The sequence below is a fragment of the Sphingopyxis sp. genome (assembly GCF_035250425.1).
GTDB lineage: Bacteria > Pseudomonadota > Alphaproteobacteria > Sphingomonadales > Sphingomonadaceae > Sphingopyxis.
In genome coordinates this window covers 16,653-28,143 of record NZ_DATFFD010000275.1, presented here as the reverse complement: position 1 = coordinate 28,143, position 11,491 = coordinate 16,653, and the positions used below count along the sequence as shown (strand labels likewise).

The window sequence follows — 11,491 nt, the reverse complement described above, 5'->3', positions numbered from 1 at the left end:
TTTAACGAAGCGACCGTCGGCCGCACGACGCGCCTGCTCCTCGAACGCAAGGGCAAATTGGACGGCCAGCTCATCGGCAAGTCGCCCTGGCTCCAGTCGGTGCATGTCATCGCGCCGGGGCTCAAGATCGGCGATATGGTCGATGTGCGTATCACTTCGGCCGGTGCCAACAGCGTTGGCGCCGAAGCGCTCACGGAAGAGGTCGCCTAGTGGGATTGCGGCAAGGACCGCGTGCCCCTGCGGAGGCAGGGGCCCATCTCCGTCCGTCGAATTTCGAAGCCATCGGAGATGGACTCCCGCCTTCGCGGGAGTACACAGTTATGATCCCAAGCTAGGAGCTCTGCCCCCATATGTCCAAACGCCCGCTGACCGCCTCCACCCCCGCCGAACCCGGCGACCGCGTCCGACTGACGGCGGAATTCGAGCGAACGCAGCTTTTGGGCATCCTCTTCGGCGAGTTCGACCGCAACCTCGTCGCGATCGAAAACCGCCTCGGCGTCTATATCTCGGCGCGCGGCAACCGCGTGCAGATCGAGGGCGAGGCCGAAGCCGCGGCGCGCGCGCGCGATGTGCTCACCGAACTCTATAACCGCATCGAACAGGGGCAGGAGGTCGACACCGGCCTCGTCGACGGGGTGATCGCGATGTCGGCGCAGCCGACGCTCGCGGGCATCATCCGTCACGACAAGGACGAAGCGCCGCCGATCATGATCCGGACGCGCAAGAAGACGATCGTCCCGCGCGCGCCGTCGCAGATCCCCTATATGCAGGCGCTTGCCCGCGACGACGTGATTTTCGCGCTCGGCCCCGCCGGCACCGGCAAGACCTATCTCGCGGTCGCGCAGGCCGTCGCGCAGCTGATCACCGGCAGCGTCCAGCGCCTGATCCTGTCGCGCCCCGCAGTCGAGGCGGGCGAAAAGCTCGGCTTCCTGCCCGGCGACATGAAGGAAAAGGTCGATCCCTATCTGCGTCCGCTCTACGACGCGCTCCACGACTGCCTGCCCGCCGAACAGGTCGAGCGCCGCATCGCGAGCGGAGAGATCGAGATCGCGCCGCTCGCCTTCATGCGCGGACGCACGCTCGCCGACGCTTTCATCATCCTCGACGAGGCGCAGAATACGACGATCCCGCAGATGAAGATGTTCCTGACGCGCTTTGGCATGAACAGCCGCATGGTGGTCTGCGGCGACCCCAAGCAGGTCGATCTGCCGATCCCCGCAACCTCGGGCCTCGCCGACGCGGTCGGCCGGCTCGAAGGGGTGGAAGGCATTAACGTCAGCTATTTCACCAGCGCCGACGTCGTCCGCCACCCGATCGTCGGGCGGATCGTCGATGCCTATGAGGGGCCGGGGGCGTAGGCTGCGGGCGATGTCGGCTTTGGGGTAGGGAACTGTCGTCGCCTCCTTCGTCACCCGGGATTGGAATCGGGATCCTTTCGCAAGGGCTGCGTAATATTCCAAAGTTCAGTAAAGTTCAGCCCTGTGCGGCGCCCGATTTTGGATCTGGCGGCGTGCTGGATGCGCGCGGGTACGCCCCGCCGTGTCGCACCGGCAAGCCGGGCAGCGACCGCTTTTATCCAGCAAATGAAAGAGCCGAATGAAGGCTGGCACGGCCGGATAATGTAGGAAAGGCCTATTTGAAGGCGATGCCTGCTTCGGGGTGGAAAGCGGATATAAGGCTCGGCCGATCGCTTGGTCTTCGTCGGGCCAACTAGCGCGGGGTTTCACGTGCCATCATGGTATCGGCGTGACGGTGAATCACGCGCCACTGCCCCGCCTCCTTGCGAAGCGCGGTTGTGACGCGATAGTGCCGTTCTGATTCCGTTTGCGAACCCGGCGGGTAGAACCAGATATGTTCGTACTGCACCACAAGGGCAAGGTCCCCGGCGCTCGTGACCCGGACCCGCTCATTCTGTTGGCGACCTCTGGTATATTGTGCGCTCGCCCATCGCAGCCGAGGATGCACGTTGTCCCAACCCATCTCGATTTTTCCTCCGGCACCACCCGTCAGCGTCACATCGGAAGCGTGGGACCATATGGCCATCGAGGGCTCGGGGTTCCCATTGTGGAACGCAATATGAGCCGCATCCATCCTCTCGAGCGTTGCCTGCAGGTCAGGATCTTCGGCTCTGACCCCTTGGGCGTGCGCACACTCCAATGTCGCGATGCTACCGGCAAGAGCTATCCCGACACCGATAAAAAACGAGCCGCGGTTCATAAAAACCTCCAAGAAGGGTGCGATCGTTACAGAGTGTTTATTCAATACACCTGGTAAAGTGGGGGTGTCCATGGGCCGGCTTCCGTGGCGCAACGCCACTTTGTCGAGGCGATGCGTCGGGCTCTCACGAGCGATGGGGCTTATTGTTCGCAATCGGTCGAAACCCGTCTTTCATGGTTCCGAGTTGGCTCCGCGTCACTGCGCTTTTGGGCCAGTGGCGTGCGCTACAATGCGTTGCTTATTTTCAAGAGTGATTCGCAATAGCATATTGACCCCCTGAGAATGCGCGCCTAGGGCGACGCTATTGCGAGTCAGTCGCATCTTTTAGGGGAAGAAAATTGAACATCGATCGTCGTCCGTCCGCATTCCGCTTCGCCGCAGGCAGCGCGTTGGGCCTCGTGCTCGCCGCGACGGCTTCGCCGGCCTTTGCGCAGGACAATGACGGCGAATATTGGGTGTCGCTCAAGAACCGCATCGTCGTTACCGCGACGCGCACCGCGGTGAAGGCCGAGGATATTCCGGTCACCGTCACGGTAAAGAGCGACGAGCAGATCGCCGACGAGCTCGTCACCGACATCCGCGACCTCGTCCGCTTCGAACCCGGCGTCAGCGTCCAGCGCCAGCCCGCGCGTTTCGGCGCCGCGCTCGGCGCCACGGGCCGCGCGGGCAACGACAGCTTCAACATTCGCGGCATCGGCGGCAACCGCGTGCTGATCCAGGTCGACGGCGTCCGCGTCCCTGACGGCTTCAGCTTCGGCGCGCAGGCATCGGGGCGCGGCGACTATGTCGACCTCGGCCTCGTCAAATCGGTCGAAATCCTGCGCGGCCCGTCGTCGGCGCTCTATGGCAGCGACGGTCTTGCGGGCGCGGTCAGCTTCATCACCTCGGATCCGTCGGACTTCCTTGAGCCGGGCAAGAATGTCGGCGGCCTCCTCCGCGCCGGATACAGCAGCGCCGACGAGGAGTTCAGCGAGACCGCGATCCTCGCGGGGCGCAGCGGCGACTGGTCGATCATGGCCGCCTACACCCGCCGCGATTACAAGGAACTGGAAAATCAGGGCAGCCTCGGCACCGCGAATGGCATCGGGCCGACGCGCACGCGCGCCAATCCGCAGGATGGCCGCTCGGACGCCGCGCTCGCACGCATCGTCTATGAGCCCGCGGGCGGCCACAAGCTGCGGCTGACCGGCGAATATCTCGACACGCGCCTTTACACGAACGGACTCAGCGGTCTCGGCCCGAACGGCCTCGGCGCGACCGTCGATCGCCTCGAAGGCTGGGATAGGGGGGAACGCAAGCGCGTCTCGCTCGACTGGAGCTGGGAAGGCGAGGGGGCGATCGATTTCGCGCGCGTCGCACTTTACTGGCAGGATGGCGAGGATCGCCAATATACCGAGGAAAACCGCACCCCATCGGCCGACCGCACGCGCCTCAACACCTTCGAAAACCGCGTCTTCGGCGCCTCGGCCGACGCCCGCGCCGATTTTTCGACGGGCGCGATCACGCACCGGCTGGTCTTTGGCGGCGACATCAGCCAGACGCGCCAGCGCGGTTTGCGCGGCGGGACCATCCCGCCGGCGGGCGAGACCTATCCAACGCGCGCCTTCCCGAGCACCGACTTCACCCGCGCCGGGCTGTTCGTCGGCGACGAAATCGCGATTGCCGACGGGCGTCTGCTGCTCTATCCGGCGCTGCGTTTCGACTGGTTCGACCTGTCGCCCGACAACGACCCGCTGCTGCCGGCCTTCCAGGGCGCGAAGCAGGACGGCTCGCGCGTCTCGCCCAAATTCGGCGCGGTGTGGAAGATCACCGACGAGGTCCGGCTGTTCGCCAATTATGCGACCGGCTTCAAGGCGCCCGAGCCGGGGCAGGTCAACCAGTTCTTCGAAAATCTGACCTCGCCCTTCTTCTCGTACCGCACGCTGCCGAACCCCGATCTCGGGCCGGAGCGCAGCGAAAGCTTCGAAGGCGGCGTGCGCTTCTCCAGCGACGCGATCAGTCTCGACGTCACCGGCTTTTCGGCGCGGTACAAGGATTTCATCAGCCAGGAGCAGGTCGGCGGCGTCGGCACGATCGCCAACCCCATCCTCTATCAATATGTGAATCTCGATCGCGTCCGGGTCAAAGGGGCCGAGGCGCGGTTCGAGGGGCGAGCGTCGTCCGGCCTGTATACGACGCTCGCCCTATCCTATGCGAAAGGTGACGTGATCGACCCCGACGGCGTGCGCTCGCCGCTGTCGTCGATCGATCCGCTCAAGCTCGTCGCCGGGGTCGGCTATCGCGAACGCGAAGGGCGTTTCGGCGGCCAGCTCATCATGACGCATGCCGGCCGCAAGGAAGCGTCGCGGACGACGGGGCTCTGCACCCCCGAATGCTTCCGTCCCGACAGCTTCACGATCCTCGACGCAACCGCCTTCGTCCGCGTCATGGATGCGCTGACGCTGCGTGCGGGTGTCTTCAATATCCTCGACAAGAAATACAGCTGGTGGAGCGACGTCCGCGGCCTCGCTTCCACCTCGCTCTTGACCGACGCCTATACCCAGCCCGGCCGCAACGCGAGCGTGTCGCTCAGCTTCCGCTTCTAGAACAAACGAAAAGGACTGCATGATGAAGACCTATCGCAAGCTTGCCGCCAGCCTGTTGCTGCTCACCGCCGCGCTGCCCGTCGCCGCCTCGGCGCATCCGCCGATCGCGGCCGAAGCCGCGGCGGCCAATTTCGAACGGGACCGCGCCGACATCCTCGCGATGGCGGGCAATTACCGCGTCAGCTTCAACATGCAGGAATCGACGCGCTGGGACCCGAATTACGAAATCCTCGAACCCAAGCGCTCGGGCGGCAACGAGGTGGTGCGCGTGATCGAGGACACCGGCCGCAAGATCAGCCTGCAGCACATGCTCGTCATCACCGGCGACGACGACAAGAGCATGATCATCAAGCATTGGCGGCAGGACTGGGAATATGAGCCCGCAAAGCTGCTCGTCTATTCGGACCGTAATGCATGGGCGTGGGAGGATGTCCCCGAAAAGATGCGCACCGGCCGCTGGTCGCAGACGGTCTATCAGGTCGACGATTCCCCGAGATATGGCGGCTGGGGCCAGTTCGAAACGCAGGGCGGCGTCCGCCGCTGGCGCTCGAACTGGACGTGGCGCCCGCTCGCGCGCCGCGATGCCGTGCGGAGCCCCGTCTACGATCGTTACCTGTCGATCAACCGCCACCAGCCCTCGCCCGACGGCTGGATCCACTGGCAGGACAATACCAAGATGGGGACGAAGGACGGCAAGCTGGTCCCGATCGTCCAGGAATATGTCCTCAACACCTATATCAAATATGATCAGTATGACGTGAAGGCCGCCGACGATTATTGGGCCGCGACCAAGGATTATTGGGCCGCGGTGCGCGCCGAATGGGACCGCGTCGCCGCGGCCAAGGGCGGCATCGCGATCGACGAAAAGGCCGACACCGGCACCGTGATCAGCGGCCGCCTGCTCGAAATGGCCGACGAGGTTCAGGAAAAGAAGCTGACGACGGCCAAGGCGGTCGCGGAAGCGAAGAAGCTGATCGAGACCAACACCCGCAGGTTTTGACGACCTAAACCGATCCTCCCCGTGCCGGGGAGGATCTCGCCTATTTCCTCTTCGTGCCCTCAACGCTCCATATCCCCGCCCCGCGCGTCGCGATGAACAGGAAGATGAAGCAGTAGAGCGCAATCGTCTCGCCGCCATTGACGATCGGATAGAGGCTCTTGTTGCCGTGCATCATCCAGTAACCGACCGCCGCCATGCCGCTCGCGACAAAGGCGGCGGGGCGGGTGAAGAGGCCGATGGCGATCAGCGCGCCCGCGACGAGTTCGATCGTTCCCGCCGCATGGAGCATCGGATTGAGCGGCCTTGGGAAGGGCACCGGGAAATTGAAGAATTTCTGCACGCCATGCGCGAGGAACAAGAGGCCCGAAACGATGCGCAGCAGCGCATAGGCCTGTTCGCCGAAACCACCCAGAAACTTCATGGATTGCCCTCTCATTCCGATTGTCGAGGCGGAGAGGCTAACCGATTTTTCGGCCGCTGCGAATTTTTTTCACATGACATGTCACACCCGCCGTTCCTGTCTCGTCATGTCAGTACAACCCGATAAAGGAGACATGATATGACCAAGGTAACCGATCCCTTCGCCGCCGCGCCGCAGCTGATGAAGCAGTGGATGGGCGTCAGCCTCGCCGCGCAGGAGAGCCTTGAGAAGAGCCTGATCGAACTGGTGAAGATCCGCTCGTCGATCCTCAACGGCTGCGCCAATTGCATCAACATGCACACCGCCGAAGCCCGCGCGAAGGGCGAGACCGAACAGCGCATCTATCTGCTGTCGGCATGGCGCGAAGCCCCGGTCTTCTCCGATCGCGAACGCGCCGCGCTGGCATGGACCGACGCCTTGACCATGTTGTCGGGAGGGCACACACAAAAGGCGGCAAAGGACGCGCTCGAAGCGCATTTCACGCCGGAGGAGCAGGTGAACCTCACGCTGATGATCAACGTCATCAACGGCTGGAACCGCCTCGCGGTCGGCTTCGACCTCTGGTACGAAGTCCCGGCGGCCAAGGCGGCCTGATGACCGCCGAAGGCATCCCGAATGCCGCGGATGCGGCGGACGCGGCGGTCAGTTTCGACCCGCTGCGTCCGCTCCTCACCCGCGTCGCCTACCGCATGCTCGGCTCGGTCGCCGATGCCGAGGATGTGGTGCAGGATGCCTTCATCCGCTGGCTCGCCGCCGACCGCGATGCGGTGCGCGAGCCCGCGGCGTTCCTTCGCCGCACCGTGACGCGGCTCTGCCTCGACCATATCAAGTCGGCGCGGAACCAGCGCGAAACCTATGTCGGCCCCTGGCTTCCCGATCCGCTGGTCGAGGAAGAGGAAGAGGACGACGTCACGCTGCCGCTGATGCTCGCGCTCGAACGCCTGTCGCCGCTCGAACGCGCCGCCTTCCTGCTCCACGATGTCTTTGGCGTCGAGTTCGAGGAAGTCGCGAAGACGATCGACCGCGATCCCGCCGCGACGCGCCAGCTTGCGGCGCGCGCGCGCACCCACGTCCGCGACGCACGCCCGCGCTACAAGCTTGAAAAGGAACGCGGCCTCGAAATCGCCAACGCCTTTTTCGCCGCCTCGCGCAGCGGTGACATGGCCACGCTAGGCGCAATGCTCGCCGCCGATGTCGGCATGTGGTCCGACGGTGGCGGCAAGCGCCCCGCCGCACTGATGCCGGTGCTCGGCTACGACACGGTGATGAAATTGCACCGCAGCCTCGCGGTGCTGTTCGGCAAATATGGCTCGACGCTGATCCACGCCGGGATGATCAACGGCCTGCCGGGTTTCGTCACGCGCGAGGCCGATGGCGAACTGCAAACCACCGCGCTCGAGATCGAGGACGGCAAGGTCACCGCCATCTATGTCATGCGCAACCCCGACAAGCTGAAGCATATGCACTAACGGTCAGGCGGCGCGGCATACCCCCGCGGCGACGAACAGGATCGCGGCGGCAAAGCTCGCCCCGGTGCGCACCGAGTTCCAGAAGGTCCAGTCCTTGAGATAGCGCGTCCACAGCGCCGCGCCCTCGGGCGTGCCCACCGGCGCCGCGGCGAGCGCGTTGTTGAGCGGGACGTTCAGCGCCATCGTGACCCCGTCGCAGCCGATCACATAGAGCAGCGCCGCGGCGAGGATCAGCTTGCCGTCGAGCGTGCCGAGCGATCCAAAAGCCATCGCCGCCGCGATCAGGCACAGCAGCCCGGTGCCGAACAGCGCGGTCATGAAGCCCGGATTGATCACCGTGACATTGATCGAATTCATCGCGGTCGCGCCCTGTGCGGGCGACAGCCGCCCGAGCCCGGCCATGATGAAGTTCGAAAAACCGAAGAAGACCCCGCCGACCAGCGCCGCGCCGGCGGCGGCGGTGAAGCTGAGGCCGGTCAAAAGATCACCGGCCATGCCGCGTCTGTCCCGTTACAAGGCGATAGCTGATGCGATACAATTCCATCGATTGCGCTCCTCCCCGCTGGCTCGAAAAGGTCAGCCGGTTCGGCGCCGACCAGTCGAGCATCGGTCCGTAACTATCCTTGACCGGATCGTTCACCGCGAGGGATAATATCATTCCCGCATCGTAGCGGCCACCATGCGATGTCGCGGCGAACAGGTCGACGCGGTCGTCCTTCATGCTCGGCGCGCGCGCGAAGATCAAAGTCCGGCTGTCGGCCAGAAAGCTCGCGTCGAATTCGTCGGCGGGGGTGTTGATCGCGCCGGGCAGCGGCGCGGCGGCGGCAAAGCCGCGCGCTTTCGAGCGCGCGGTGTAGAGGTCGTGGCGCCCGGCACCGCCCGGCCGGTCGCTCGAAAACAGCAAGTGCCGGCCGTCGGGCGACAGCATCGGCGCATATTCGCTTCCCGCGCTGTTGACCTTGGGGCCCAGATTTTCGGGTGCGCCGAAGCCCGTCGCGGTGACCGTGACGCGGTAGAGATCGTCCTTGCCGATCCCGCCTGGCCGGTCCGAACAGAAAAAGACGAAGCGCCCGTCGCGCGAGAAAGCGGGGTCGAAATCGCGCCCCGGCGAATTGAACGAAACCGGCGTCGCGGCCGACCAGCCCGTTTCGGTGCGCCGCGCGATCCAGATGTCATAGCCGCCGGGGCCGCCGGGCCGGTCGCGGCTGAACCACAAGGCGGTTCGGCCATCGGGGCTGATCGTCAGACGAATGTCCGAATGATCGGTCGAGGCGACCCCCGGCGCGAAAAGCTCAGCCTCGCCGACGATCTCGACCGCGGGTGCTGCGGCGAGCAGCGAAAACGCTAGGACAAGTGCGGTCATCTCACGCCGTCCGTTCGAAATCGCTGATCCAGTTGGTCTCCCAGCTTTGGCCGCCGTCGGCCGACGACGCTTGCTCCCAGCGCGCCGAGGTGCCGGTGATCCGCGACCACAACACGCGCGTCTTGATTGGCCGGCCCTCGAAACGGTCGTCGCCGATGAAGGTGCCGACGCCGCCCGCGAAGCCGCCGCGCACCGGCGGCGCGATACTCGTCGGGCTGCGCCCGTCGAGCCACCAGCTCAGCCACTCGCCTGTCGCCGGATCGAGCGCGCGGATGCCGACCCCGCGGAACCGCGCGCCGGGAAAATTCATCACATTGTCGCCGACATTGCCGCGCCCGCCGAGCACCGGCCAGTTCACCAGCGTCCCGTCGAAGTCGACCCAGTCGCGGCTTCCCGCGAGCCGCTTTGCCAGCCGGCGGTGCCTCACGTTCCAGCTGCCGGCCAGAAAGGCGAAGTCGTCCGCGTTCGGCGCTTTTTCCGGGAGGGAGGGCAGCACTGACGGCGCGGCCGCGGTGCGCGTGAAGTAATTGCGCCAGTTGATCTCCCACGTCGCGCCGCCATCGGTCGAAAATCCCTGGTCCCAATGCGGGCGGGGGCCGTGGATTTCGTGCCAGCGGAACCGGACCGCGATATCCTGTCCTTTGAATGTATCGCGCCCGGTAAAGACGCCTTCATCGCCGTCGAAACGTCCGATCACCGGCGGCTCGATATGCGTCGGATTGCGGCCGTCGACCCACCAGATCGCCCATCGCTGCGTCGCGGGGTCGAAGGCGCGGATGCCGAAGCCGCGATATTCGCCGCCGGGCAGGTCGAGGATATTGTCGTCGATCGTTCCGAGCCCGCCGAGCGTCAGCCAGCACGCGCTCCTGCCGCCGAACTCGGCCCAGTCGTCGCTGTCCGCGAGCCGCTCCTTCAGCCGCCGGTGCCAGACGTCCCAATTGCCGACCAGCCATTGCCAGTCGGTGCGATGCGCGTCGCCGCTTCCGGATGACGCGGCTTGCACCCACGCCGGCAGGCCGAATGCGGCGGCACCGCCCGCACAGATCATCGTTTCGATCACGCGGCGGCGGTCGAGCGAAGTGGGAAGATGGGTCATCGGGCCTCCAGCGACTGGGAGGCTTGGTCTGCCCCGCGCGCGACGTTTTGAGGATGCGAAGAATGGCTGTAGAGGCTAAGTCATATTTATGGTCCGTGCCGACAAGCTTCCGCCCTTGCCCTCGATCCGCGCCTTCGAAGCGGCGGCGCGGCTGGAGAGTTTCGCCCGCGCCGCGCAGGAACTCGGCACTACCGCGGCGTCGGTCAGCTATCATGTCCGCCAGCTCGAGCAGCAGACCGGGCTGCACCTGTTCGTCCGCCATCCGCACAAGGTCGTGCTGACTGCCGCCGGCGCCGCGATCGCGCGCGAGGCGACGGCCGCCTTTGCGGCGCTGCACGCCAGTTTCGTGAAAGCGCAGGATCAGGACGAGGCGCGGCTGTCGCTGACGACGCTGCCGACCTTCGGGACGAGCTGGCTGACCCCGCGGCTCGGGCTGTTCCGCGCGCGCCACCCCGACATCGCGATCGAACTCGAATTGTCGCCGGAGCCGCAGGCGCTGGGCGATGGCCGTTTCGACGCCGCGATCCGCCACGGGCTCGGCGACTGGCACGGTCTGCGCAGCGTCCGGCTGTTCCCGGTCCTGTTCATGCCACTCTGCGCGCCCGCGCTGAAGGCTGCGACGGCTGGCTTGCCAGATCCCGGCAAGGCGCTCGACGTCCCGCTGCTCGGCCGGCCCGACTGGTGGGCTTTATGGTATCGCGCACTCGGCCTCGCCGCCGGCCCGCCAGCAGACCGCTTCGGCACCAGCCTCGCCGCCGAGCATATGGATATCGCCGCCGCGATCGCGGGCCACGGGATCGCGATCGGATCGCCGATCCTGTTCCGCGACGAGATCGCCGCCGGGCGCCTCGTCCCGGCGCACGATCTGGTCGCGGGCGATGGCCGCGCCTTCTGGTTCGTCTATCCCGTTGCGCGGCTGCAAAGCGCGAAGATCGCCCGCTTCCGCGAGTGGCTGTGCGAAGTAGCGGCGGCCGAAGTCGCGCAGGCCCGTAACCTTGTCGACCGCGCGATCATTCTCGAACCATGATCGCGCCCAAATATCGCTGTCCTACAAAACCGCGCCGTTATAGCGTGGCCACCATGACAAGCTCTGACTTCCTTCCTCCCGCCGACCTCCTGCTCGCTGGGCACGAAACGCGATTCCAGTGTGAAGTTGCGCAGTTTCCAGCCATTTTTGAAACGGTCACTCCCCTTCGTCATCCCGGACTTGATCCGGGATCCATCGCAGCGCTGACGTCATGGACCCCGGATCAAATCCGGGGTGACGAAGAGGCCGAGGGGAAGTGCGGAATGCCAATCCAGTGTGAAGTTACGCAGTTTTCCGCCGATTCTCGTTCTCG

Annotated in this window: 12 protein-coding genes; 7 read left to right on the top strand and 5 right to left on the bottom strand. The window is 65.3% G+C overall.

Annotated features, from left to right (window positions below; all coding sequences use genetic code 11):
- Together VJ811_RS16705 and VJ811_RS16700 are read left to right on the top strand one after the other, a co-directional pair.
- Window positions 1-210, top strand: a 210-nt coding sequence (locus VJ811_RS16705) for a TRAM domain-containing protein (RefSeq protein ID WP_324074455.1), incomplete at its 5' end; no start/stop codon positions are given.
- Between the two features lie 140 nt (window positions 211-350).
- The gene (locus tag VJ811_RS16700; RefSeq protein ID WP_324074452.1) at window positions 351-1,358 is read left to right on the top strand and encodes a PhoH family protein; all 1,008 of its coding nucleotides are present in this window, start codon (window positions 351-353) and stop codon (window positions 1,356-1,358) included.
- Between the two features lie 352 nt (window positions 1,359-1,710).
- On the opposite strand, the gene VJ811_RS16695 is transcribed toward VJ811_RS16700, so the two are convergent.
- A complete protein-coding gene (locus tag VJ811_RS16695; protein WP_324074451.1) occupies window positions 1,711-2,289 on the bottom strand; it encodes a nuclear transport factor 2 family protein in 579 nt (192 codons plus the stop codon).
- Between the two features lie 266 nt (window positions 2,290-2,555).
- Between VJ811_RS16695 and VJ811_RS16690 the strand changes: the two genes are divergently transcribed.
- A complete protein-coding gene (locus tag VJ811_RS16690) occupies window positions 2,556-4,802 on the top strand; it encodes a TonB-dependent hemoglobin/transferrin/lactoferrin family receptor (RefSeq protein ID WP_324074448.1) in 2,247 nt (748 codons plus the stop codon).
- 22 nt (window positions 4,803-4,824) lie between these two features.
- Entirely contained in the window at window positions 4,825-5,802 is a 978-nt protein-coding gene (locus VJ811_RS16685; RefSeq protein WP_414711967.1) for a DUF6607 family protein, read from the top strand.
- 40 nt (window positions 5,803-5,842) lie between these two features.
- On the opposite strand, the gene VJ811_RS16680 is transcribed toward VJ811_RS16685, so the two are convergent.
- Entirely contained in the window at window positions 5,843-6,223 is a 381-nt protein-coding gene (locus VJ811_RS16680; RefSeq protein ID WP_324074444.1) for a DoxX family protein, read from the bottom strand.
- Window positions 6,224-6,361: 138 nt separating this feature from the next.
- Here VJ811_RS16680 and VJ811_RS16675 point away from each other — a divergent pair, with 138 nt between their 5' ends.
- Both VJ811_RS16675 and VJ811_RS16670 read left to right on the top strand, forming a co-directional pair.
- Complete coding sequence (locus VJ811_RS16675) at window positions 6,362-6,817, top strand: carboxymuconolactone decarboxylase family protein (RefSeq protein ID WP_324074441.1); 456 nt, start codon at window positions 6,362-6,364, stop codon at window positions 6,815-6,817.
- Window positions 6,817-7,692 carry a sigma-70 family RNA polymerase sigma factor gene (locus VJ811_RS16670; protein WP_324074439.1) on the top strand — a complete coding sequence of 292 codons (876 nt, stop codon included), beginning with the start codon at window positions 6,817-6,819 and terminating at the stop codon, window positions 7,690-7,692. The genes VJ811_RS16675 and VJ811_RS16670 overlap by 1 nt, the downstream gene beginning before the upstream one ends.
- A gap of 3 nt (window positions 7,693-7,695) precedes the next feature.
- Here VJ811_RS16670 and VJ811_RS16665 read toward each other — a convergent pair whose 3' ends face one another.
- From VJ811_RS16665 to VJ811_RS16655, 3 genes are read right to left on the bottom strand one after another with little or no spacing between them, the layout of a single operon-like run.
- Window positions 7,696-8,187 (bottom strand): DUF1772 domain-containing protein, encoded by a 492-nt coding sequence (locus VJ811_RS16665; protein ID WP_324074437.1) that lies wholly within the window; start codon window positions 8,185-8,187, stop codon window positions 7,696-7,698.
- The gene (locus tag VJ811_RS16660; protein WP_324074432.1) at window positions 8,177-9,055 is read right to left on the bottom strand and encodes a hypothetical protein; all 879 of its coding nucleotides are present in this window, start codon (window positions 9,053-9,055) and stop codon (window positions 8,177-8,179) included. The genes VJ811_RS16665 and VJ811_RS16660 overlap by 11 nt, the downstream gene beginning before the upstream one ends.
- Before the next feature lies 1 nt (window position 9,056).
- Window positions 9,057-10,151, bottom strand: a complete 1,095-nt coding sequence (locus VJ811_RS16655; protein ID WP_324074429.1) for a hypothetical protein — start codon at window positions 10,149-10,151, stop codon at window positions 9,057-9,059.
- Between the two features lie 88 nt (window positions 10,152-10,239).
- Between VJ811_RS16655 and VJ811_RS16650 the strand changes: the two genes are divergently transcribed.
- Window positions 10,240-11,178 carry a LysR substrate-binding domain-containing protein gene (locus VJ811_RS16650; RefSeq protein WP_324074427.1) on the top strand — a complete coding sequence of 313 codons (939 nt, stop codon included), beginning with the start codon at window positions 10,240-10,242 and terminating at the stop codon, window positions 11,176-11,178.
- Window positions 11,179-11,491: the final 313 nt, after the last annotated feature.